Origin of the sequence: Snodgrassella sp. B3837, from assembly GCF_026535955.1 — a bacterium.
Taxonomy (GTDB): Bacteria; Pseudomonadota; Gammaproteobacteria; order Burkholderiales; family Neisseriaceae; genus Snodgrassella; species Snodgrassella alvi_E.
This window is the reverse complement of record NZ_JAFNPI010000006.1, coordinates 369,702-392,471: the sequence shown is the minus strand read 5'-3', so window position 1 is coordinate 392,471 and position 22,770 is coordinate 369,702. Positions and strand designations below refer to the sequence as shown.

Annotated in this window: 22 protein-coding genes; 3 read left to right on the top strand and 19 right to left on the bottom strand. The window is 41.3% G+C overall.

What is annotated here, in order from left to right; all coding sequences use genetic code 11:
• Positions 1-2: 2 nt before the first annotated feature.
• Entirely contained in the window at positions 3-341 is a 339-nt protein-coding gene (locus J3U67_RS02770; RefSeq protein WP_100139980.1) for a P-II family nitrogen regulator, read from the top strand.
• A gap of 84 nt (positions 342-425) precedes the next feature.
• Here J3U67_RS02770 and J3U67_RS02765 read toward each other — a convergent pair whose 3' ends face one another.
• The 11 genes from J3U67_RS02765 to dapA all read right to left on the bottom strand — a co-directional run bounded on the left by J3U67_RS02765 (position 426) and on the right by dapA (position 11,189).
• Entirely contained in the window at positions 426-1,016 is a 591-nt protein-coding gene (locus J3U67_RS02765; RefSeq protein WP_100152409.1) for a biotin transporter BioY, read from the bottom strand.
• Between the two features lie 83 nt (positions 1,017-1,099).
• Entirely contained in the window at positions 1,100-2,437 is a 1,338-nt protein-coding gene (hslU, locus tag J3U67_RS02760) for an ATP-dependent protease ATPase subunit HslU (RefSeq protein ID WP_267403657.1), read from the bottom strand.
• Positions 2,438-2,495: 58 nt separating this feature from the next.
• The gene (gene hslV / locus J3U67_RS02755) at positions 2,496-3,029 is read right to left on the bottom strand and encodes an ATP-dependent protease subunit HslV (RefSeq protein ID WP_100139982.1); all 534 of its coding nucleotides are present in this window, start codon (positions 3,027-3,029) and stop codon (positions 2,496-2,498) included.
• Positions 3,030-3,256: 227 nt separating this feature from the next.
• Complete coding sequence (locus J3U67_RS02750; RefSeq protein ID WP_100139983.1) at positions 3,257-3,814, bottom strand: hypothetical protein; 558 nt, start codon at positions 3,812-3,814, stop codon at positions 3,257-3,259.
• A 256-nt stretch (positions 3,815-4,070) separates the two neighbouring features.
• Complete coding sequence (locus J3U67_RS02745; protein ID WP_267403650.1) at positions 4,071-4,889, bottom strand: symmetrical bis(5'-nucleosyl)-tetraphosphatase; 819 nt, start codon at positions 4,887-4,889, stop codon at positions 4,071-4,073.
• A 67-nt stretch (positions 4,890-4,956) separates the two neighbouring features.
• Positions 4,957-5,343 carry a RidA family protein gene (locus tag J3U67_RS02740; protein WP_267403648.1) on the bottom strand — a complete coding sequence of 129 codons (387 nt, stop codon included), beginning with the start codon at positions 5,341-5,343 and terminating at the stop codon, positions 4,957-4,959.
• 38 nt (positions 5,344-5,381) lie between these two features.
• Complete coding sequence (gene hemW / locus J3U67_RS02735; protein ID WP_267403646.1) at positions 5,382-6,581, bottom strand: radical SAM family heme chaperone HemW; 1,200 nt, start codon at positions 6,579-6,581, stop codon at positions 5,382-5,384.
• Positions 6,574-7,185: an RdgB/HAM1 family non-canonical purine NTP pyrophosphatase gene (rdgB, locus tag J3U67_RS02730; protein ID WP_267403644.1), complete on the bottom strand. Its 612-nt coding sequence runs from the start codon at positions 7,183-7,185 to the stop codon at positions 6,574-6,576. Before rdgB ends, hemW begins: the two co-directional genes overlap by 8 nt.
• Positions 7,178-7,417, bottom strand: coding sequence for an NGO_0222 family membrane protein (locus tag J3U67_RS02725; RefSeq protein ID WP_323811376.1), 240 nt, complete (start codon positions 7,415-7,417; stop codon positions 7,178-7,180). The genes rdgB and J3U67_RS02725 overlap by 8 nt, the downstream gene beginning before the upstream one ends.
• Positions 7,418-9,118: 1,701 nt before the next feature.
• Positions 9,119-10,267: an outer membrane protein assembly factor BamC gene (bamC, locus tag J3U67_RS02720; RefSeq protein WP_267403640.1), complete on the bottom strand. Its 1,149-nt coding sequence runs from the start codon at positions 10,265-10,267 to the stop codon at positions 9,119-9,121.
• Positions 10,268-10,313: 46 nt separating this feature from the next.
• Positions 10,314-11,189, bottom strand: a complete 876-nt coding sequence (dapA, locus tag J3U67_RS02715) for a 4-hydroxy-tetrahydrodipicolinate synthase (RefSeq protein WP_267390124.1) — start codon at positions 11,187-11,189, stop codon at positions 10,314-10,316.
• 223 nt (positions 11,190-11,412) lie between these two features.
• Here dapA and J3U67_RS02710 point away from each other — a divergent pair, with 223 nt between their 5' ends.
• On the top strand, positions 11,413-12,807 hold the full coding sequence (locus J3U67_RS02710; protein ID WP_267390125.1) for a nucleobase:cation symporter-2 family protein: 1,395 nt from the start codon (positions 11,413-11,415) through the stop codon (positions 12,805-12,807).
• A 77-nt stretch (positions 12,808-12,884) separates the two neighbouring features.
• Here the strand turns inward: J3U67_RS02710 and J3U67_RS02705 are convergent, their stop codons facing one another.
• Positions 12,885-14,216: a DHA2 family efflux MFS transporter permease subunit gene (locus tag J3U67_RS02705; RefSeq protein ID WP_267390126.1), complete on the bottom strand. Its 1,332-nt coding sequence runs from the start codon at positions 14,214-14,216 to the stop codon at positions 12,885-12,887.
• Between J3U67_RS02705 and J3U67_RS02700 the strand changes: the two genes are divergently transcribed.
• On the top strand, positions 14,215-14,355 hold the full coding sequence (locus tag J3U67_RS02700; RefSeq protein WP_267390127.1) for a hypothetical protein: 141 nt from the start codon (positions 14,215-14,217) through the stop codon (positions 14,353-14,355). The genes J3U67_RS02705 and J3U67_RS02700 overlap by 2 nt on opposite strands.
• Positions 14,356-14,797: 442 nt before the next feature.
• Here J3U67_RS02700 and J3U67_RS02695 read toward each other — a convergent pair whose 3' ends face one another.
• The 7 genes from J3U67_RS02695 to J3U67_RS02665 all read right to left on the bottom strand — a co-directional run bounded on the left by J3U67_RS02695 (position 14,798) and on the right by J3U67_RS02665 (position 22,429).
• Complete coding sequence (locus tag J3U67_RS02695) at positions 14,798-15,544, bottom strand: phosphate/phosphite/phosphonate ABC transporter substrate-binding protein (protein ID WP_267390128.1); 747 nt, start codon at positions 15,542-15,544, stop codon at positions 14,798-14,800.
• Between the two features lies 1 nt (position 15,545).
• A complete protein-coding gene (locus tag J3U67_RS02690; RefSeq protein WP_267390129.1) occupies positions 15,546-16,049 on the bottom strand; it encodes a PAS domain-containing protein in 504 nt (167 codons plus the stop codon).
• Positions 16,050-16,479: 430 nt separating this feature from the next.
• A complete protein-coding gene (locus J3U67_RS02685; RefSeq protein WP_100139998.1) occupies positions 16,480-16,842 on the bottom strand; it encodes a roadblock/LC7 domain-containing protein in 363 nt (120 codons plus the stop codon).
• A gap of 887 nt (positions 16,843-17,729) precedes the next feature.
• Entirely contained in the window at positions 17,730-19,715 is a 1,986-nt protein-coding gene (locus tag J3U67_RS02680; protein ID WP_267390131.1) for a DNA topoisomerase IV subunit B, read from the bottom strand.
• Positions 19,716-19,841: 126 nt separating this feature from the next.
• A complete protein-coding gene (locus J3U67_RS02675; protein ID WP_267390132.1) occupies positions 19,842-20,381 on the bottom strand; it encodes an RNA pyrophosphohydrolase in 540 nt (179 codons plus the stop codon).
• 283 nt (positions 20,382-20,664) lie between these two features.
• The gene (locus J3U67_RS02670; protein ID WP_267390133.1) at positions 20,665-20,808 is read right to left on the bottom strand and encodes a hypothetical protein; all 144 of its coding nucleotides are present in this window, start codon (positions 20,806-20,808) and stop codon (positions 20,665-20,667) included.
• A 286-nt stretch (positions 20,809-21,094) separates the two neighbouring features.
• Positions 21,095-22,429, bottom strand: a complete 1,335-nt coding sequence (locus tag J3U67_RS02665) for a DEAD/DEAH box helicase (RefSeq protein ID WP_267390134.1) — start codon at positions 22,427-22,429, stop codon at positions 21,095-21,097.
• Positions 22,430-22,770: the final 341 nt, after the last annotated feature.

Sequence of the window (22,770 nt, the reverse complement as noted above, 5' to 3'; positions counted from 1 at the left end):
GTATGAAAAAGATTGAAGCAATTGTAAAGCCGTTTAAACTGGACGATGTTCGGGAAGCCTTGTCTGACGTTGGTTTTAGTGGCATGACTGTATCTGAGGTGAAAGGATTTGGGCGCCAGAAGGGGCACACAGAAATATATCGTGGTGCGGAGTATGCAGTGGATTTTTTACCCAAGGTAAAAATTGAGCTGGTATTGCCAGATGATCGGGTAGAGCAGGCTATTGAAACTATTGTAGCTGCCGCACATTCGGGCAAAATTGGTGATGGTAAAATTTTTGTATTGCCAGTAGAAGAAGCGGTACGTATACGTACCGGTGAGCAGAACGAATCAGCTATTTAATCGCAGTCTTGAAATACAACCCGTCTAAAAGCGCAGACTATTAATAGTATCTGTGCATTTAGACGGTTTATTTTTGTTTGAGACTTAATGATTCAGTGACCCAGAATGCCGCCACAAGGCAAACATGATTAAACTGGCTATAAAAAATTTAAGTAAATCAAAACCGGCAAAGGGTAGATAGCCAAGTTCTACTGCATGATAAATGCCGATATGCAGATAAAATGCCAGATAAACAACTCCAAACACAAAAATAATTTGATGTGCCAGAGCAAATGCACATAAGCCGCTTAGAAAATGCCGATCATAGCCTCGCTCAGCAGCTAGTCCAGCCAGATAGGCACTGACAACAAATCCGTATAGGTAACCTGCAGAAGCTGAAACCAGTACGTTAATGCCGCCATGGCCGCCAGCAAAAAATGGCAATCCGCATGCACCAAGTAGTAGATACTCAAGTATAGCCAAAACACCAAGCTTGCGCCCAAGGCCGGCACCGGTCAGTAATACTGCTAGTGATTGTAGGGATAATGGCACTGGCTGCAATGGGATACTAATATTGGCGGATAAAGCCATCATTAATGCGGCGATGGTGGTGGCCAGTAACTGGTACTGCCATCCTGTTATTAAATAACGTTGCTGAAGATAAGGTTGATGGGTTTGAGTCAGTGTAGTAATCATGAAACGCCGTCGATATAATTGAGATACGGTGAAGAAATAATCAGCCAGATAAAAAAAGCGGCCGCAGCCGCTTTATTGATGGTTTATAGTACGTATCGAGCCAGATCTTCGTCTTCGACTATATCCTGCAAACGCGCATTAACATAAGCTGCATCAATGGCGATGTCTCCTGCAGGCGCTTCAAAGGATACTTCTTCGAGTAGCTTTTCCATAACCGTGTGCAAGCGGCGTGCGCCAATATTTTCGGTTTTTTCATTCACTTGAAAAGCAATTTCTGCAATCCGAGCAATACCATCTTCGGTAAATTGTAATTTCACATCGTCTGTTGCCAGTAAAGCTGTATATTGTTCAGTCAGATTGGCATTTGTGCTGGTCAGGATGGCTTTAAAGTCGTCCACACTTAAATTTTTCAGTTCCACGCGAATGGGAAAGCGGCCTTGTAATTCTGGTATCAGGTCGCTGGGACGACTGAGATGAAATGCACCAGAAGCAATAAACAGCACATGATCGGTTTTAATCATGCCATATTTGGTTTGAACGGTTGTACCTTCCACAAGTGGGAGTAAGTCGCGCTGAACGCCCTGACGTGATACGTCGCCACCATGGCGGTTGCTGTCTGTAGCAATTTTGTCAATTTCATCCAGAAAGACAATACCGTTCTGCTCTACTGCTTTGATGGCTTGTTCACGTAATTCATCCTCGCTGATGAGTTTGGCAGCTTCTTCATCCAGCAATATCTTCATCGCTGCGCTGACTTTCATTTTCTGCGCTTTGGTTTTACCCTGACCCATGTTGCTAAACATGTCTTGCAGCTGGTTGGTAAAATCTTCCATTCCTGGAGGACCCATTACCGACATGGCTGGTGAAGGAGTGGCGGCAATTTCAACTTCAATTTCTTTATCATCCAATTCTCCTTTACGTAACATCTGCCGGAATTTTTGCCGTGTATGATTTTCCGGTTGAGCCTCCTGTGGTTCTCCTGCAAAGCCAACTGTGCGTGGAGGAGGTAGTAGCGCATCTAAAACGCGGTTTTCTGCGGCATCCTGAGCTCGGTCGCGGTTTTTTGCAATGGTCTGGCTGCGGATGTTTTTTAAGGCTATTTCAATCAAATCGCGAATGATGCTGTCTACGTCGCGGCCGACATAGCCAACTTCAGTAAATTTGGTAGCTTCTACCTTGATAAAGGGTGCATTGGCCAGACGGGCAAGACGGCGTGCAATTTCGGTTTTACCTACGCCGGTGGGGCCGATCATGAGAATATTTTTCGGGACAATTTCACTTTGTAATGGTTCGGCAACTTTGCTGCGGCGGTAGCGGTTTCTCAATGCGACCGCTACTGCGCGCTTGGCCTGATTCTGGCCGATAATGTGTTTATCCAGTTCATGAACGATTTCGTTTGGTGTCATTACTACTGTACTCATCTTGTTCCTATCATAGGGCTGAACCGATACTAATGATTTAAACTATCGGTCAAGACAATTATAAAGTTTCGATTGTATGGCTCTGGTTGGTGTAGATGCAGATATCACCGGCAATTTCCAGTGATTTTTTAACCACCACTTCAGGTTCAAGTTCCGTATTTTCCATCAGTGCCCGCGCAGCAGACTGAGCGAATGCACCACCGGAACCAATCGCAGCAATGCTTTGTTCTGGTTCAAGTACGTCACCATTACCAGTAATCACTAAGGTATTTTTTTTGTCGGCTACAATCAGCATGGCTTCCAGTCGGCGTAAAGCGCGGTCGGTACGCCATTCTTTGGCCAGTTCAATGGCAGCCAGCATCAGCTTGCCCTGATGTTTCTGTAATTTGCTTTCAAACAGTTCTATAAGTGTGAAGGCATCGGCAGTGCCGCCAGCAAATCCAGCCAGCACTTGATTGTTATAAAGTTTCCGTACTTTACGTGCAGTACCTTTAATAATAGTGTTCCCCAATGTCACTTGACCATCGCCACCGATGGCGACGTTTTCGCCGCGCCGAACGGAAATAATGGTGGTGCCGTCAAATTGTTGCATGTCTTATGATCCTTTGCTGATCAACAGTCGCCATAACTGTTGGGAAAAATAACTGCCTTTAAATAAGGGCGCTGATGCAGGCTTTCAAGACATCAGGATGAGAGTAAATAGACCTAATGAATATGTCTTAAGTATGAGTTGCCGGATACAGCCATAAGTTTAAGCCTGAATTGCATCAGTAAAAAAAACGGCAACCTCTGTGGCTGCCGTTTTTTAAACATGGCTACTTATTTTTTGTGTTTGTATACTTTTTTGGTAGTTACAGTTTTAGTAGTTCTAACAGTTTTTGTTTTTGCAGGAGCTGCAGCAACAGCAACGGTACCATTATCAACTACACAGTTTTGAGTAACGATTTGCGGAACAATTCTTTCCTGACCATTAACAACCTGTTTGCTAGGCTGTAATAAGCCTAAAGCGCCTACTTTATCTACAGTATCGCTAGTAGCAATTGCTGTTTTCCAAGTGATACCTTCAGGAGAAACGAATGTATTGTAATTTACGTCACGCGCATCACGCATCATCACTGGAGAAAGTTTACCCTGATAGTTTACCTGTGCAGCCACAACGTTTTGGCCTTGTAGACCATACATTACACGTAAGTTGTTTTTAGCGTTGCCAGTACCGCATAGGTAAGAAACTTCTTTACGTCCGTCAATCTGTACATTGGCAGTAGTAGCAGCGGCAGTTGCAGTTGATTGTGCAGCGGGGGCTTTGTGATGAGATTTGGAAGCACAACCAGTCAGTGCAAGCATTAACAACACAGCAGGAACTAGAACTTTTTTCATGACAACTCCTTCAAGTATTTATGAATAAATTATTAGATAACATAAGCCATGATACTTGGCTTAGGTAAAGAAGCAATAGATGTATCTTAGTCTTTTTTAGCTAATGTAGGTTAGTATTAAAAATGACCAAATAAACGTTATCGTTACTGAGTTAATAGTACATGATTAAAAAACTCTGCACAACTCAATGTTTTAAGAACATAAACTATTTATCACTTTGATAAAGGTAATATTTTAATTATTATTTTACCGGCATTTAATTTTCAAAATTTAACTTTGTTTGACTTGGTGTCTGTACCACGCTTCCGTTTTTAAGGTTGTAAGCTGTGAGACTTCCGCCCCATAGTGCTCCGGTATCGACACAAACAACATTGTCTTGATGGTACAGTCCTAATGCTGACCAATGGCCAAATAAAATAGTTCTGTCTGTGTTTTGTCTCGCAGGTGCTTTGAACCATGGCATTAACTGAGATGGCATATCACCAAGCATACCTTTGTAATCAAAATCCATGGCGCCATCAACGGTAAGTGCACGCATACGTGTGAAGCTGTTAGTAATAAAACGCAGCCGTTCATCGCCATTGAGGTTGTTGTTCCAGCGTACAGGTTTATTGCCATACATACGGGCAAAAAACTCTTGCGGATTGTTTTGTAATACGGTTTCCACTTCTACCGCTAGCCGTTGTGCCTGTTTGCAGTTCCATTCCGGCCAAATACCAGCATGCACCAGCACATAATCTTCTTCCTCACGGTAAAGAGGTTGCTGGCGTAGCCAGTCAATTAAATTTGTTCTGTCTGGGGCATTGAGAATATCACTGATGGTGTCGCCACGCTTGAGTTTGCCATGACCGTAATGCAATGCGAGTAAATGCAAATCATGATTGCCGAGAATAGTCTGCATACAGCCATCATGCTGTTTGACCAGACGCAATGTGGCCAGAGACTGGGGGCCGCGATTGACTAAGTCACCAGTGAGCCAGATAGTGTCGGTACCGGGATTAAAATTTAGTTTATTTAGAAGCTGTTGAAATTCAGTCAGACAGCCTTGTATATCGCCAATCACATATTGCGCCATATTTACTCTCCAGTTCGTTCAGCTACAGGCAGTCTCAATACTTGCCTGTGCTGAACGAGTCTGACTGTTATTTTTCTAATACTAGTATAGCTTCAGCTTCTACCAGTACGCCTTTAGGTAACGCAGATACTTCTACCGCGGCACGAGCTGGATAGGGTGCAGTAAAGTATTGCGCCATAATTTCGTTGAAGGTGGCAAAATTGCTTAAATCAGTGAGATAGGCGTTTACTTTCACCAGGTCATTCAGATTACCACCGGCTGCCTGTGCTACAGCCTGTAGGTTTTTGAATACTTGATGAGCCTGCTCAGCAAAGCCGCCTGCAACAACTTGCATGGTCTCTGCTACCAAGGGTATCTGTCCAGACAGATATACTGTATCCCCTGCACGGACAGCCTGCGAATATGCGCCGATAGCAGCGGGTGCCTTATCAGTATGAATAATGGTTTTGCTCACAATGCTACTCCTTCGTATTAAAAGGGTTATCAAAAAAATCAGGCTTTCAGAAATAAAGCCAACAAGTCATTGAGAAAACTGCGTCCGAGTGTTGTAGGGCGCAGAAAAAATGGGTTGGCATCTAGTAAACCGCGTTTAACAGCTTCACTGACAGCTTGCCGGATTACCGACAGCGGAAGTCCGGTACGCTCATTGAACCATGCAGTAGGCACACCATCTGTTAAACGTAAAACATTAAGCATGAATTCAAATGGCAAATCCCCGGCAGCAACTGACTGGCGGCTAATGGCGCGTTGTGGTTGCCGCTGCATGCTTTGTATATAGTCTTTGGGATGGCGGCTGCGGGTGGTGCGCACGATTGACTGAGCGCTGGATATTTTACCATGTGCTCCGGCTCCGATGCCGATATAGTCACCAAACTGCCAGTAGTTCAGATTATGCTGACATTGCTGATGCGAACGGGCAAAGGCCGAAGTCTCATAATGAATAAATCCGGCTTGCTTTAAAGCTGAATGCACGACTTCTTCTATATCGGCAAGGTGGTCTTCGTCCGGTAATTGTGGCGGCGGGGTATGGGCAAAAGGAGTGTTAGGCTCAAGAGTTAACTGATAGGCACTGATATGCTGTACACCAGTGGCAAGAGCTGCTTGAATATCTTCCTGTGCCTGCATAAGAGTTTGTCCGGGTAATGCATACATCAGATCTACATTTACTTTGGGAAACAGGGATAATCCGACTTCTATAGCTCTTAATGCATCATCGCGACTATGAATACGTCCCAATGTGGCTAGCTTATCGTCAGCAAAACTTTGTACACCAATCGACAGACGGTTAATACCGGCTGCAGCATACCCGGCAAAGCGTTGGCGTTCAAAGGTACCTGGATTAGCTTCCAGTGTTATTTCAGCAGCGGGCTGCAGATTAATGCGGGCACGTATACCACTCAACAATTGTTCCAATGACGCAGCAGATAGAAGACTGGGCGTGCCGCCACCGATAAAGACAGTATGTACCGTCCTACCCCAGAAATAGGGAAGCTCGGCCTCAAGATCGGTAAGTAAAGCTGAAATATAAGCCCGTTCATCAAGCTCTTGTTTCAACTGATGCGAATTGAAATCACAGTACGGACACTTACGCACACACCAAGGTACATGGATATACAGGGATAAAGGAGGTAAATTTGTCAAATTGGGCGTGGCTGTCTGGTTATTGTGCAATGGTAGAGAAAACTCAGACATGCAGATTTAAACCGGATTGTTGCTTTAATTTAGTGAGTAAAATATTTAGCGCCTGCGCACGATGGCTGACACGATTTTTTTCGTCTTGACTCATTTGTGCTGCTGTGAGGTGCTTTTCGGGAAGATAAAAATGCGGGTCATAGCCAAAACCATTGTTTCCAGTGGCCGTGGATTGCCATAATCCCCTCCAGATGGCATCAGCAATCACTGGCTGTGGATCATCTGGATGGCGTACAAGCACCAATACACAGACGTAAAATACAGTTTTATCGCTGAATGGTTGTAAGTCGGCATCCAGTTTAGCATTGTTGGCTGCATCTGATTTGGGTTCTGTACCGGCATAGCGGGCGGAATAAACTCCAGGTGCTCCCTTTAGTGCATTGGCACAGATACCTGAATCATCTGCCAATGCCGGTAAGCCGCTATAGCGGCTGGCATGGCGGGCTTTTGCTAAAGCATTTTCAACAAAAGTAATATATGGTTCTGGACATTCTGGAATATTGAATTCAGCTTGTGGCACTATTTCAATATTTAATGATTGTAGCAGACGCTTGAACTCAGTTAATTTACCCTGATTATTACTGGCAAGAACAATTTTATTCATGTTTAATATCTTTAGAAGATAAAGTCCGATATATTTGCTGGGCAGCACGTTCACGTAATGTGAATGCCAACGCTGCAAACTGACCTAATGCGCTAACAAATGCGAGTAAACAGCAAATCAGCGCAATATTGCGCTGATTTTGTACCCAATAATAGCAGCCCAATATTATCCAGCCAATAAACATGAATGTACATGATGCTAGAATAAGTAATAAAAGTTTGAATTTTGTCATTTACGCAGGCTCAAAAACAAACAGTATAGCGACAAATATGTTTTATTACTTAAAATTTAATGATTTTACGTTGAATCAGTTTCACATTTTGATTCAAAAAAATGTTAAATCGTTAACTAAATACAAATCTAATAAATGTGATGCCATTTAATACTTTAGGTATTAAGGTTTTTGCTTTGTCCTAGTTTGGATAATTTCAAGCTTAATGGAATATCTATAATTAAACAAAATATACTGATGATAAAGCATACAGTGCTGTATGTTGTAAGCTGTTGCTCTTTTTGAAAAAGAAAATAGCCAGTGAAAATCGACACTATAAATACAATAAAGCTAATGCTAAGGAGAATTATTATTCTGAACATGGTTTTTAAATAAAATGTATAAAAGAATAAAAAAATGTTATTTCATTGAAGTTTACCTTATTTAATCTTAAAATTCCATATGTATTTTATTTTTTCTAAAGATTGAATTCTAGTCAGTTTTTTGTGATGTTAAGAAGAGATTTCTGGCTAATATTAATCAGTTTAATTGTAAAGGGTGCAATAATAATCAAACCTGTAATAACTATTGCAAAGCAGCACAGGCTATAACCATAAGGGATAACGGATATCTGCAAAAAGGATAGTACCCAATATAAAAGCTTCATTAAACATGAATATACATGACAATAGAATAATTAATAAAATTTAAATTTTGTCATTTACTCAGGTTTAAAAACAACTGTATAGCAACAAATTCTTTATTACTAAGGCATTAGATGATTTTGCGTTAAATCAGTTTCACGTTTTAATGCTGAAAGATGTTAAAGCGTTAACTGTATGCAATTCTGACAAATGTCATGCCATTTAATACTACTGATGAAAAAGCATACAGTACTATATGTTGTTAGCTGTTGCTCTTTTTGAAAAAGAGAAAAGCCAGCGTAAAAGGACACCATAAACAGAATAAAGTTAATGCTCAGGGGAATAATTATTTTAATCATTGTATTTAAAATAAGTATAAAAAATTTTAAAAATTGTTATTTAAGTGTATCTTGCCCCATGTGATCTTGAAATCATTTTGTATTTTATTTTTTCTAAAGATTGAATTCTAGTCATTTTTTTGTGATGTAAGAAGAGGTTTCTGGCTAACTTTAATCAGTTTAATTGTAAAGGGTGCAATAATAACCAATCCTGTAATACCTACTGCAAAACAACACAAGCTGTACCATAAGGGGTAACGGATGTCTGCAAAAAAGATGGTACCCATAATAAATGCAGCAATTATCAGTAAAGATAGAAAACTATAACTGATTATCATTTTTTTCATATTAGTCTATTCAAGAATTTTATAAGATGAAAGCAAGTGTAGCTTAATTGCCAGCTATTGTATCTGATGAAGCATTTTCCTAGGTAATGGTTCTTAAAAACTTAAGATTATTGTGTTGATACTGTTTTATTTATCAAAATAATTTATAGTCAAGATTTGATTATAAAAGAGTTGTCAAAAGTATCTTACAGTATTGTTTCACGGTAGTGTTTAACTCATATTTGAAGTTTCTAAAGAAAGATGAGCTATACCAAGCCAATAATGTAATTAACGATCTTGATTTTTATATTAGGTTTGTATTTAGAGTTTAGCTGCTTGAAAAATAAATAAAAAAATGTGGGCAATGTTAAAAGGTTGCTGATAAAAAAGCCTGCTGTAGCAGGCTTTTGGTTTTTATCGCAACTGCTGATCAAGTTGCTGAATCCATTTTTTACCATCTTTACCGGTATAAGGTGTACCGTCAACATTGGCTAGACTGACGCGTGTTCCTCCATCTTTCAATGGTTGAGCCAGTACCATCAAACGCGGCTGCTCTTTGGGCTGTTGCTGGAGTTCGATTTTTTTGCTGCGACCAAACATGCGGCTAAACAGCCCCGGTTTTTTGTTGGTTACAGATGAAGCTTCGGCAGCGGCCACTTCCACAAGATAGGCATACTGGCTCTGATTTTCGCCAATAACATTTAGCCCTACGCGATCCAGTGCCAGAGCAACGCGGCGCCAGTTGCGTTCCTGTGGGCCAAGCAGATAAACACTACTGCCATCGGTTCTGGCCAAAGCGTTCTCATTCGGATTTTGCTGTTGAGCGGCTACCTGTTGCTGTACCTGTTTGGCATCTGCACCTAGATACTGCATGAAGCGTGCCAGAAATGCTGCTTCTAGTTCAGGTTCATTAGGGCGTGGCTGCCATGCGGTACTGTCACCATCTTTGCTGGTATAGACTTCTTTCATGCCTTTCTGACTGAAGAATACATCAGTACCACCCTTATTGTTTCTTTCCAGCCGGATGGTAAACATATCACGTTCACCACTGGAGTAAACGCCACCCAAGCCAACTTTTTCAAATATACCGCGAATGGCATCCGAAGGCAGTTTGGCCCGATTTTCAGCCCAGTTGGTCTGCATTAGGCCGATAGATGGTTCTTCACGCTCTATAGTAAAGCCCTGTTCCTGCCAAAAAGCTTTTAATAGAGGCCATAACTCAGCAGCTTGTTTATTGTCTACCGTTAACCAGCGGATGCTGCCATCACGTTGAAAATGAATATCCGGTACTTGTGTCAATACCTGCGTATTGGCTGCGGGCTGGTTTTTGTTATTGCGTTTGTTCAGATCGCTGGCACGGACGGCACCATTAATCAGCGAGCTGCCAGGAGCACTGAAACGATTACCTTGATTGGGATCAGTCAAATCTGGCGGTACATCCAGCTGAACAATTTTTTTATTGTCTGACTGATAATCGAGTTTAGGTAGGTTTTCTTTTTTGCTGGCACAGGCGGCAAGACTGGCTGCCAGCATGGTCAGGACAACGGTTTTACTTATATTCATATCGGCCACTTTCTGTGTGTATTTTTCTGATAGGGTAGGCTTATATTCAGATTAAGCCGGCTTCGCGCATGGCAGCTGTTACTATGGTCTGTCCTGCTTCAGTCAGCTCCGTAATGGGCAGGCGGCATACCGGATTGATTTTACCTATTTGGGACAGTGCCCATTTAGTAGGTGCCGGACTGGGTTCGCAGAAAAGGTCGCCATGCAAACGCTGTAATTTATCATTCAGGCTTCGCGCACCGGCTATATCACCGCGTAGTGCAGCATGACACATGTCGGCAAACATTTTCGGAGCTACATTGGCTGTCACACTGATAACACCATGGCCACCGCATAGTAGGAATGCCATCGCGGTAGGATCATCGCCAGAGTAAACTGCAAAGTTTTCGGGAACATGTTTAAACAGATAACAAGCTCGGCCGATGTTGCCAGTGGCTTCTTTGATTCCGACAATATTTTCTATCTGAGCTAGCCGCAAAGCAGTATCCGGTTGCATATCGGCAACAGTGCGTCCAGGCACATTGTATAGAATCATCGGAATAGAAGTTGCTTCAGCTATGGTCTTGAAATGGCGGTATATGCCTTCCTGATTGGGTTTGTTGTAGTAAGGCACTACTGACAGTGTCATATCCGCACCAGCTTGCTGTGCTTCTCGAGCAAGATAAATGGCTTCGTGCGTATTATTTGCACCTGTACCGGCAATCACTTTAATGCGTCCGGCTACGTGTTCTACAGCAGTTTTAATTACGTTTAGGTGTTCATCAACACTAAGGGTTGCTGATTCACCTGTGGTTCCTACAGCGACAATAGCGTCGGTACCGGATTCGATATGCCAGTCAATAAGCTGTTTGTATTGGTCGTAATCAATACTACCATCTGCATGCATAGGCGTTACGATGGCAACCAGGCTGCCTGTCAACATAATTCTACCCTTTACAGGAGAGCTAAAAATGTGATGATTGTAGCGTATTTTATCCCTTGATGGAAAATAGGCCGTTCATAATGTGTTTTGATAAAAGAGGTTTGCTTGAGTTAAAGATTTTATTACTCAATTGTCTGATGTAGATTAAATGTATCAGCTTAGCTTAAAATACGGGGCTTTATATTCGTTTTTTGCAAGTATAAAGCAAATAAGAAAGGTTGACATGGCCGATAATCCCTCTGTTTTTAAACAAGAAGAACGCTCTGATCTGGTCTATGGTCTGGAGGATAAACCTCCTGTTTTTAATGGTTTGCTGAGTGCATTAACCCATTTACTCGCTCTATTCGTACCCATGGTGGCTCCGGCTTTAGTGGTGGGCGGCGCACTGAAACTGCCGGCAGACATGACTGCCTATTTGGTATCGATGTCTATGGTTGCATCAGGTGTCGGTACGTATATTCAAGTGCACCGTTTCGGGGTGATCGGTTCTGGGTTATTATCGATTCAATCGGTTAATTTTTCATTTGTTACTGTGATGATTGCGCTAGGATTGGGCATGAAGGAAAACGGGATGAATGAACAAGCCATGATTTCTACTTTATTGGGCGTCTCTTTTGTGGGCGCCTTTTTAGTAGTCGGAGCATCATGGCTATTGCCGTTTCTGAAAAAAATTATCACTCCTACGGTAAGTGGAGTAGTGGTATTGATGATAGGCTTAAGCTTGATTCATGTCGGTATTACTGATTTCGGCGGGGGGCTCACCGCTAAAGCTAATCATACATTCGGTTCATGGCCCAATCTTGCTCTTTCTACTTTTGTTCTGTTTACCGTACTGTTATTTAACTGCTTTCGCAATGCATGGTGGCGTATGGCAGGTATTGCGGTAGGTTTGATTTCTGGTTATGTAATCGCCATTTTTATGGGTATTGTTGATTTTTCCAATCTACATGATCTGCCGCTGATTACCATTCCAATTCCATTCAAATACGGTTTTGCTTTTGACTGGCATGCCTTTATGGTAGCAGGAACCATTTATCTTCTGAGTGTATTTGAAGCTGTTGGTGATTTAACTGCTACTGCAATGATATCCAATCAGCCGGTGGACGGAGCAGCCTATACTAGCCGCTTGCGCGGTGGCGTCATGGCCGATGGCTTGGTTTCTGTAATTGCTACTGCACTTGGTTCATTACCGTTAACTACATTTGCTCAGAATAATGGTGTGATTCAGATGACCGGTGTTGCATCTCGCCATGTAGGCAAATACATTGCAGTGATTTTGGTGATATTGGGCTTATTCCCTTGGGTTGGCGCAATTTTTACCACTATTCCGAGCCCGGTTCTTGGTGGCGCAATGGTGGTTATGTTTGGTCTGATTGTTACAGCAGGTATACGTATTATTATCACAGCTGGTATTCGCCGCCGGGAAGCAGTTATCTGTGCTACTTCTTTAGGATTGGGGTTGGGCGTAGCTTTTGAGCCGGAAGTATTTGCTCAGTTGCCTATTCTGTTTCAAAACCCGATTTGTATGGGGGGTATTGTGGCTATCATACTGAATATATTACTGCCCCATGATAAAAGTGAACCAGCAGTGTATTTGAGTGATGATATTCCTCATTAGTTTATTTATGCTGAATGGAAGACTGCCTTTTTAAGGCAGTCTTTTTATTATGTAAAAAATAAAACGTTATTAGTAATTTATTTTTCTCTGGTAAGTAGATTATCACCATCGGTAGGATGCAGACGAGCGAATATCCAGCTGGAAAGCAGGGTAAAGACGCCCAAAATAATGAATGTGACGCGAAAGGCACTAGTGATATTTTGATGAATAAAGCTGGCTCGGCTAAGGTTTTGTAAAAGCAAGGCACCGATCGCGATACCAAAACTTAAGGCAAGCTGCTGATTAACTGCCATTAGGCTAGTACCACTGCTTACTTGATTAGGCCGCAAATCAGCCAGTGTAATGGTATTCATACCGGTAAACTGTAATGAATTACAAGCACCGAGTACGCACAGATGAAGCAAAATAAGCCATTGTGGGGTAGCAGCACTGATAAATGCCAGAGACATTATAAGTAAGCCGATGATACGTGTGTTCCATGCTAATGTGTTGCGGTAGCCGAAATGGTTCATTAATGGTTTCAGGAAAGGTTTGGCAAATATTGCAGCCAGTGCCAACGGCATCAGTAGCCAACCTGAATTGACTGCATCGTAGCTGAATGCAACCTGAAACAGTAAGGGTAATAATAAAGGTAAAGCACTCATACCCAAACGGCTGACAAGGTTACCGGCCAATCCGAGACGAAACGTGCGTACCAGAATCAGATGAGGTGGATACAAAGCGCGGTTGTTCTGGCGTGCATGTGCTAAATAGGCAAATAATGCACCAATTCCGGCAGCTGCCATCATACAGCCGAAAAGAATGTTATTTGCGTGAGACATGGTTTCAAAGGTCAGAGTCATGCAAAATGCGGACGCAGAAAATAAAAAGAAACCTAATCCGTCAAAATAATTAGCCGGCCGGTTGAAATCGGGCATGATGTACCATGTGACCAGCAATCCCAGCAGACCAATTGGTACGTTTAATAAAAAAATCCAGTGCCAGCTCATATAGACGACCAGATAACCACCAATAATCGGTCCTAATACTGGGCCGATAAGTGCTGGCATAATGGCATAATTCATAACGGTAATCAGTTTAGAGCGGTCATAGGCTTGCATCATGGTTAATCGTGCTACAGGAGTAAGCATGGCACCACCCAATCCCTGAATAATCCTAGCTAATACCAGCAGGGGTAAATTGTTGCTGGCTGCACAGAGAACTGAACCGATAATAAATATGACCATTGATCCCATGAAGAGCTTGCGGGTACCTAATTTGTCCGATAAAAAACCTGACAACGGCATCATGATGGCCAGCGTCAGTGCATAGGCAATAATTGCCGATTGCATATTCAAAGGCGATTGGCCTAAATCTGCAGCCATAGAAGGCAGAGCAGTATTCAGGATGGTGGCATCCAGCTGCTGCATGAAAATTGCTATTGCTAGTAATATAGGCAAACAGCGTGAAGGTTTTGTTGTGCTAATGGTAGCCATTGAAGCTGTTGATAACGATTATGATTTAATCCATTATAACAGAATCATGTTGTGTTCCATTAGGCAGCATTGATACATTATCAGTTGGGTATGCCAGTATGTTGCTATGAATTATGGCTGGTAAAAGCTTTACTGCTGTCTAATATTGATGAGCTCAGATATTGATGTTGATTACTCTCAATTGATGGTTTTATATCTATATTTAAATGTTCAAATTATTAATAGAAAATAATTTTATTTATTTCAGATTTGTTTTCAAAAAATATATGTGTTGATTGTATTATTAGAAAAAGGTGAAAGTGTTAATTTTAAATTTCACCTAACAATATTTATGAAATTATAAGGTAAGGGAATTATTACACTTGATAAGTTGGTGAAAAAATATATTTCTATTCAGTATATTTGAAAGATAAAGAAGTCAATAACTTTATTCTTATCTTTTCTGATTAGAGAAATTCGGCAGCCAAAAATTAAACCGTATAGGTGGTATCCTATACGGTTTAATCCAAGCTTGATTACTTGCGCATGGTGTCTACAACGTCGATCATGAATTCCATTTCTTCTTCTGATAATGCAGTAAAGCCTTCAGGGAAGTTTAATGCTTTTACAATATTGGCGCCATCGGCGTCATCGGCCATTTTACATAGCACATCTTTCAGAAGTTCAGCGTTGGAAACTGCATCAGGATGATACAGCATAACGTGTGAAACTTCGTTAATACGGCTCTTCAATAATACTTTCAGCTGATCTTTGGTGACTGAGTTGAAGCTATCATATACATCAGATTGGATAATTCCTACTTTTGCATGATGCCGAATTACACCTGAGGCAACCATCAGGAAATTATCTTTGCGTTTGATAACTAGTTCATCATCACTCAGATTGGCAGGTTCTAGTAGGCGTAACCCAATGAAATTAGCATCTTCATTATTTGAAAGTGCTAATTCTACAGTTCCTTTCAGATCTTCAATTGCATTGATGTCTGAATCAGCGGCTGCAACGATGACAATTTCGTCTGATTTATTTTTAGGTCTAACGAGCGGTAAATAACCTTGTTCACGTACATAAGTACCAGCAGCAAAAGGGTTAACAAAAAGCATAGATACTTTTTCTTTTTCCTGATGAGCTGTGACTTCATCAAACGAAGGAGGCATGATCAGTGATATATTTTGATCGCTTTTCTTTTGAAGGTAGTTATTGAGCAGATACCAGGTACTGAATTGGTCAGGCAAATAATCAGGTACAACCATTAAACTTAGCATATTATTTTCCTTCCTGTTCAGATTTCAGCATTTCTGCATACTTCGCGCTCATTTCATTTACTTTTTCGCGGCTCGGTTTGCGGCGGATTGAGCTATAGCCGATAACTTTGCCCTGACGCAGGTTGGGAATAACAGTTGCATATACCCAGTAATGACCACCGTCTTTGCGCAGGTTTTTGACATAGCCATACCAGCGTTCTTTTCTTTGCAAGGTAGCCCACATGTCGGCAAAGGGTGCTTTTGGCATATCTGGATGACGTAATAGGCAGTGCGGCGCGCCAATAATTTCATCACGGGTCCAACCACTGATATCAACAAATACATCATTGGCATGTGTAATGATACCGTCAAGATCAGTACGGGATACAATCAGTGCGCCATCAGGATAGGGAAATTCCTGATTGGTAACATATATTGTGGATTCCCCTTCTTGCTGATAATGTTTGATTTTATACTCTGTAGATTCGCTCTGAGGTTTTGGCTGAATCCAACGACTCATATCCATGTTAATTTGTCCTTCAATTTGGTTTAATCTGGTGAAGAATGAGTGTGCTTAATGTAAGCATTTCAGTGTTATTATGTTTTTGTAGCAGCTCTGTCTGTTTTGATGTTATACGTCAATTGCTGCTGAAAACTTCTGAATATGCTTTTCGGGGACAGAGTAATCTTCGCCCGATGTTTATATGCTATGCTTTAATCTAAAGGATGCTTAAAGATATTAAACTTTCTGTCATACAGTAAAACCGGTTTTTGCTTATATGAATTTGCCTGACAGCGATCAATCCTGTTTATGAAACCGGAATTGAACAATACTGAAAGATTAAACCAAATTTTCAGTGTTGTGCTGATTACAAAAACCGTTTTGGATATATCATTTATTTTGCATGTATGGCTTTAATTAGGCATGGCACATTTCAGGTTAAGCAAACTGAATATTAACCAAAATGATCAGCTAGTTCTTTCAATGCACGTTTAGCTTCAAACAAAATTAAACCTAATTTTGCTTCATGTGTTGTAGTGATGGTTAACAAGATGGCTTCAGATGCCTGAAACAGCAGCATATAGCCTTTATCTGTATGAATAATAGTATTATCCAAAGAACCTTTTAATACTTCTTTAGCAGAGCGGTTACCCAATGAAAGTAATGCCGCAGCCATGGCGCCGATTCGGTCTTCATCCATGCCACTTTGCAGTGCTGAGGCGATTGGCAGACCGTCAGTAGAAATAACAGCAGAAGATGTAATGTCAGGTGTACTGTTTAGTGTTTTTAATACGCCTTCGATGAAATCATATTTCATGAAAATTCCTCTAAAATTGACTGTAACCGTGTTAATTATAAAGATGGGTGAATTTTTTTGCAAAAAAATGTTATTAAATTTTATCAATTATCTTTATAGATAATTCTTATTTTTATTTTCGATGCATTTTTTTTCTGATTTGACGTTGTATTGAAAGTAATATTCTGTAGTTTTTGATCAGTCTATTTTATTGGTCTTCTGAAACTATTCTTTATTATAACATTATTCTAAATATGGACAGAATGCTGGATTGCTTAAAGAACATTTATTTGATTTAAATCAATATCCGTTTGACTTAAAGTTCAATTTTAAGTTGTGTGACTACTATGTATAAATATAAATTTACATATCTAATTAGCAAATAATATACGACTTTGTTGGCCATATTTTAATTAAATTAATATTAAATAAAATTTATGTTCATTTATTTTAATGACTTGGTGTTTAAAGTTTGCTTTTACCTTCTGATGAGGGTATGTCTTTATATAGGTTGTGACTTTTGATTTGGTTATGCTGTGAGATATTTTAATTTTGCTGGATTTTGTACCGATTTTAATTCTAAAGTTTTGGGTAGATTTAGTCTGTATTGCATGAAGGTTCTTGCTATACAGAATTTGTTTCAAGTTTTTTATTCGTGATGTAAGTTGAGCATTGTTGAACAAGCTAATTATATTATTTAGCGGTAATGGTGATATATTATTTGACTATTAGCTGAATTCTTATAAATAAAAAAGCATTGATACGTATTTAACCATATAAATGTAACTACAGGTTGTTATTTGTTAAAAACCTGTAGTTACATTTATATAAAACTTCATTGCTTACGGATATGCTTTGATACAGAGTCTTATGTATTTAGGTCAAGCCGATATTGGTTATATGGTTCATTATATATCGGTTTCTACTTTGTCTCCTTCTGCTTCCATCCATATGCGTCTGGATGATGCTTCTCCTTTGCCCATTAGTTTAACAAAGATGTTGCGGGTTTCGTTGCTGTCTTCTTCTCTTATCTGTACTTGTAAAAGGCAGCGGGTATCGGGGTTCATGGTGGTGTCTTTAAGCTGATCTGGATTCATTTCTCCCAGACCTTTAAATCGACTGATACTGTAGGCACTTTCTTTAACCTTTTCGCTTTGCAGTCGATCCAGAATGGTATCTAGTTCTGCCTGATCCTGTGCATAAAGTTTACGCGCTGGTTTATTTTTACCCTGTGCGTTGACATCCACTCTGAATAGAGGCGGCTGGGCTACGTAGATGTGTCCTGCATCAATCAGACGGGGAAAGTGGGTATAAAAGAGGGTAAGTAGTAGTACTTGAATGTGAGCACCGTCTACGTCGGCATCGGATAATATGGCGATTTTGCCGTAGCGAAGGCCGGATAAATCTGGATTATCATTTTTTCCGTGCGGGTCTACGCCAATGGCTACAGAAATATCGTGAATTTCTGCATTGCCAAATAACTGATCGCGATGAATTTCGAAGCTGTTTAATACTTTGCCGCGTAAGGGCAGGATGGCTTGGGTATTTTTATCTCTAGCCAGTTTGGCAGAACCGCCGGCAGAATCTCCTTCGACCAGAAAAAGTTCATTTTCACGTATATCTTCACTTTCACAGTCTGTGAGTTTACCTGGCAAGACGGCTACTCCGGATCCTTTTTTCTTTTCTATTTTTTTGGTTGAGCGCATGCGCGCCTGCGCCTGACGAATGGCCAGTTCGGCTATTTTTTTTCCAGTGTCGATATTTTGGTTCAGCCAGAGCTCAAGCGGATCGCTGCACATAGCTGCCACCAGTTTGAGTGCATCACGGCTGGTGAGTTTGTCTTTGGTTTGTCCCTGAAATTGTGGATCCAGCAGACGGGCGGATAATACAAAAGCGACGCGGGAAAATACATCATCTGATTGAAGTTTTACACCGCGTGGCAGCAGGTTGTGGTGGTTAATGAAATTATTGACGGCGTGAAAGACGGCTTGTTTGAGACCTGCCTCATGTGTGCCGCCAAGGGCTGTAGGTATGAGGTTTACATAGCTTTCACTGGGTGCATTTCCTTCTTCCACCCAGCTTAATGCATAAGCTGCACCTTCGCCTTGATTGAAATCTGTGTCATGGTTGGCGCCTAGATAGTTTTCACTAGCAAAGATAGGTGTAGCGGTTTGGCTATCTGAGAGGAGATTCAGTAAATAACTTTTTAGGCCATTCGGATATTGCCAGTTTTGTGTCTGTGCTTCATCTGTACTATTGATATACCGAGTAAGGGTGACACTGATGCCTGGCAGTAATACTGCTTTGGCACGCAATGTGCGTTCAAGTTCAGCTATGTTGTATTGTGGGTTGTCGAAGTAATGACCGTCAGGCCAGATGCGAACTTCTGTTCCACTATCTTTGGAGGTGCATTTGCCAATTTCAGTCAGGGGCTGAATTACTTCTCCAGCGGCAAAGACAATTTGATAAATTTTGCTGTTTCTTTTAACGGTGACTTCCAATCTGGTGGAGAGGGCGTTGGTAACGGAAACGCCGACACCATGTAGCCCGCCAGAGAATGCGTAAGCACCATCACCACTTTTTTTGTTAAATTTACCACCCGCATGAAGCTGGGTAAAAACCAGTTCGACTACAGGAACCTGCTCAGTTGGATGTAATCCAGTTGGTATGCCTCGTCCATCATCCTTTACGGTTACTGAACCATCCTGATTTAGGATGACGTCGATGTTTTGTGCATAACCGCCAAGTGCTTCATCGGCAGCATTATCAATGACTTCCTGAATGATGTGGGTAGGGCTGTCGGTTCTGGTGTACATGCCTGGCCGTTCTTTAACTGGTGCCAGACCTTTGAGTACGGTTACGCTAGATTCATCGTAAGTTATGGATTTGCTCATAATTTATTTCAGACTGGTAGTATTGCCAATATAGAACAAATTACCGTAAAAAATTTAATTTTTCGGTAATTTGTTTTTGTTTTGTGCTGGGATCAGGCAGGTGAATGCCGGCTGAATGACCGGCTTTTATTCAGCCAGTGAATATTTATCATCGTGATTCTGACGGTTTTGTACGAATTCAGTCCACTCCGGTAGTTGATGCAGAAAACGCGACAATTCGTGCAGTGCATTAAGATAGACATTGCGTTTGAATTCTATCACTTCATCCACTGGTGCCCAGTACTGGTGCCAGCGCCATGCATCAAATTCGGGATGGTGGGTGGCACGCAGGTGGATATCACTTTCACGTCCAGTCAGACGCAGCAGATACCATATCTGTTTTTGTCCTTTATAGGAGCCTCGCCATTCGCGTTTAATCCAATGTGTGGGAACGTCATAACGTAACCAGTCACGAGTGCGCCCAATGATTTTGACATGATGTGGCAACAGGCCTACTTCTTCCATCAATTCTCGATACATGGCAGCTTCGGGACTTTCTCCCGGTTTGATGCCACCCTGTGGAAACTGCCAAGAATGTTCGTGTACCCGTTTGCCCCAGAAAACCTCATTACGGTCGTTGGTGATGATTATCCCGACATTGGGGCGATAACCTTCTCTGTCTAACATGGTAGTTCGCCCAGTAAATAAACTGAATTTTCGCACAAATCGAGATAGGAAACCAGTTAGGATTGTTTGATGATGAGACAAGGCTATTTGCTTAATTAAATGCTATTGGTATTTTTGTTGGTTTTATATATTAAAGGATTTATCAAACAAGAGTAGAGTAGGTAATATGTTATGTTGATTGTATATTGCAATTGAGTCAGTATTGGATATATTGATTATCCGGATAATTATGAATCAAGCCATATCTGATCAATATGGCTTGTTATGTATTACCTAAGTACTATTACTGGTGCACAGTTTCCAATAGAAGAATATTTTTTTCGTTTTCTTCTGGAATCTGCTCTTTTGTATTAACCGGCTGAGTGTGCTGGTAAAATGCAGCTCGTTTGGCGGCCTGAAAAATTTGTAATCTTCGACGATGTTGCATAGTTAAATCCTTTCTCGCTTGTCGGTGTTGTGCACCAACTGTTGTCATTAATACTTGTTTTACAGGTACTACTATAAGGTGACAATGCTTATGCCTGCATGAATATTATTATTGTTTTTTTAGATAATTTTTGTTTTACTATAAAATATATTAGATATAACAAAAATTTGCAAGACAGTAAAGATGTTCTGTTTGATGATGATAAAAACAGATATGGTCTGAACTTAATGATTTTGAAGATATCAGGCAGCAAAAGCTGCCTGATAAATGTGTAGGTAATTAAGAATTAATGTTTTGGTTGGCTGTTGCTGCTATGTCTATTTTGCGGATTGCTGCGCTGACGTCCTGCTTGGTTGCCTTGGCGCGAACGGTTGGGCTGCTGCTCATTATTATGGCGACGGTCGGCATTCCAGTTGCCGCTTTTGCCTTGGTTGCCAAATGAACGACGACCTTTATTAGCAAATTTACTCGAACGCTTGCGAGTGGGTTCCATACCGCTGATGGTATGTTCAGGCAGTTTCCGATTGAGGTAGCGTTCTATTTTGTGAACTTTGATGTACTCGTTCACTTCAGCAAAAGTAATGGCCAAACCGGTGCGACCTGCACGGCCGGTACGTCCTATGCGGTGTACATAATCTTCTGCCTGTTTGGGTAGGTCGTAATTGATTACATGCGTAATAGTAGGTACGTCAATACCTCGTGCAGCTACGTCTGTAGCGACCAGAATTTTAATTCGGCCTTTGCGTAAATCCATCAAGGTGCGGTTTCGCCAGCCCTGGGGCATGTCTCCATGCAGACAGTTAGCAGAAAAACCTTTTTCGTATAGTTCGTCAGCCAGTTGTTCGGACATAGCTTTGGTGGCGGTAAAGATTACTGCTTGATCAATACTGGCATCACGTAACAAATGATCTAGCAGGCGATTTTTATGACGAATATCGTCACAATATAGCAATTGTTCATCGATTTTGCCTTGTTTTTCTTCACGGGCAATATCAATTTTCTGAGGCTGGTTGGTTAGTTTCTGCGCCAGTTTGCCAACCATGCCATCCCATGTGGCTGAGAATAATAGGGTTTGACGTTCGGCAGGAGTGGCTGCGACGATGGTTTCGATGTCATCAATGAAGCCCATGTCTAGCATGCGGTCTGCTTCGTCCAGAATGAGGACTTCCAAACGCCCAAAATCGATGCGTCCCTGACGCATGTGATCCATTAATCGTCCTGGAGTAGCTACGATCAGGTCGATGGGGCGCGCTAAGGCTCGGATTTGTTGTCCGAAGGCGGTGCCGCCCACTAGGGTAACTGTGCGCAGCCAAGGCATATTTTTGCCGTATATCTGAGCATTTTTCTCGACTTGCTGGGCAAGTTCACGTGTGGGCGTTAATACCAGTGCACGCGGGCCTTTGCCGGATTTTTCGCTGCGTTTAAGCAATTTTTGTAGCGTTGGCAAAAGAAAAGCGGCTGTTTTGCCTGAACCTGTCTGTGCAGAAACCATTACATCCTGATTATTTAAAACAGCGGGAATAGATTCCAGTTGTACGGGAGTTGGGGTTTCATATCCGGCAGCAATGAGCGCGCTGGTAATTTGTTTGTCTAAATGTAAATCTGAAAAAGACAATGTCATGGTTTTCCTTTGGTTAAACGACCAACCAAACGTGATAATCTAGTTTATTTTGTTGAAAATAGATTACTGGAAACTGTTGCTAGCTTAAGCCAAGGAGGAAAGTAATATAAAGATAGCAATTGGTTGTCGTTAGCTTGTGTGTGGGTATTTTATACATCGACGACAACCAAGTAGCGAAAGCAGTACTGCGGCTAATGGTAGATGGCGTTACATCATAAAAGAGATTCTGGATACGCCGGAATTAACTCAGGTTGTAAACGATGGTTTCAAATTATTCGTTAAATTATAAGTTATTTCGGTTTTTTTAGCAACCTGATGACTGGATGGTTATTTCAAACGCG

What these genes read in the sequence shown, in the direction of transcription:
- J3U67_RS02770 (WP_100139980.1), top strand. Translation starts at nt 3, where the DNA reads ATGAAAAAGATTGAAGCAATTGTAAAGCCGTTTAAACTGGACGATGTT.
- J3U67_RS02765 (WP_100152409.1), bottom strand. Translation starts at nt 1,016, where the DNA reads ATGATTACTACACTGACTCAAACCCATCAACCTTATCTTCAGCAACGT.
- hslU (WP_267403657.1), bottom strand. Translation starts at nt 2,437, where the DNA reads ATGAGTACAGTAGTAATGACACCAAACGAAATCGTTCATGAACTGGAT.
- hslV (WP_100139982.1), bottom strand. Translation starts at nt 3,029, where the DNA reads ATGCAACAATTTGACGGCACCACCATTATTTCCGTTCGGCGCGGCGAA.
- J3U67_RS02750 (WP_100139983.1), bottom strand. Translation starts at nt 3,814, where the DNA reads ATGAAAAAAGTTCTAGTTCCTGCTGTGTTGTTAATGCTTGCACTGACT.
- J3U67_RS02745 (WP_267403650.1), bottom strand. Translation starts at nt 4,889, where the DNA reads ATGGCGCAATATGTGATTGGCGATATACAAGGCTGTCTGACTGAATTT.
- hemW (WP_267403646.1), bottom strand. Translation starts at nt 6,581, where the DNA reads ATGTCTGAGTTTTCTCTACCATTGCACAATAACCAGACAGCCACGCCC.
- rdgB (WP_267403644.1), bottom strand. Translation starts at nt 7,185, where the DNA reads ATGAATAAAATTGTTCTTGCCAGTAATAATCAGGGTAAATTAACTGAG.
- J3U67_RS02725 (WP_323811376.1), bottom strand. Translation starts at nt 7,417, where the DNA reads ATGACAAAATTCAAACTTTTATTACTTATTCTAGCATCATGTACATTC.
- bamC (WP_267403640.1), bottom strand. Translation starts at nt 10,267, where the DNA reads ATGAATATAAGTAAAACCGTTGTCCTGACCATGCTGGCAGCCAGTCTT.
- dapA (WP_267390124.1), bottom strand. Translation starts at nt 11,189, where the DNA reads ATGTTGACAGGCAGCCTGGTTGCCATCGTAACGCCTATGCATGCAGAT.
- J3U67_RS02710 (WP_267390125.1), top strand. Translation starts at nt 11,413, where the DNA reads ATGGCCGATAATCCCTCTGTTTTTAAACAAGAAGAACGCTCTGATCTG.
- J3U67_RS02700 (WP_267390127.1), top strand. Translation starts at nt 14,215, where the DNA reads ATGAAAATTGCTATTGCTAGTAATATAGGCAAACAGCGTGAAGGTTTT.
- J3U67_RS02705 (WP_267390126.1), bottom strand. Translation starts at nt 14,216, where the DNA reads ATGCAGCAGCTGGATGCCACCATCCTGAATACTGCTCTGCCTTCTATG.
- J3U67_RS02695 (WP_267390128.1), bottom strand. Translation starts at nt 15,544, where the DNA reads ATGCTAAGTTTAATGGTTGTACCTGATTATTTGCCTGACCAATTCAGT.
- J3U67_RS02690 (WP_267390129.1), bottom strand. Translation starts at nt 16,049, where the DNA reads ATGGATATGAGTCGTTGGATTCAGCCAAAACCTCAGAGCGAATCTACA.
- J3U67_RS02685 (WP_100139998.1), bottom strand. Translation starts at nt 16,842, where the DNA reads ATGAAATATGATTTCATCGAAGGCGTATTAAAAACACTAAACAGTACA.
- J3U67_RS02680 (WP_267390131.1), bottom strand. Translation starts at nt 19,715, where the DNA reads ATGAGCAAATCCATAACTTACGATGAATCTAGCGTAACCGTACTCAAA.
- J3U67_RS02675 (WP_267390132.1), bottom strand. Translation starts at nt 20,381, where the DNA reads ATGTTAGACAGAGAAGGTTATCGCCCCAATGTCGGGATAATCATCACC.
- J3U67_RS02670 (WP_267390133.1), bottom strand. Translation starts at nt 20,808, where the DNA reads ATGCAACATCGTCGAAGATTACAAATTTTTCAGGCCGCCAAACGAGCT.
- J3U67_RS02665 (WP_267390134.1), bottom strand. Translation starts at nt 22,429, where the DNA reads ATGACATTGTCTTTTTCAGATTTACATTTAGACAAACAAATTACCAGC.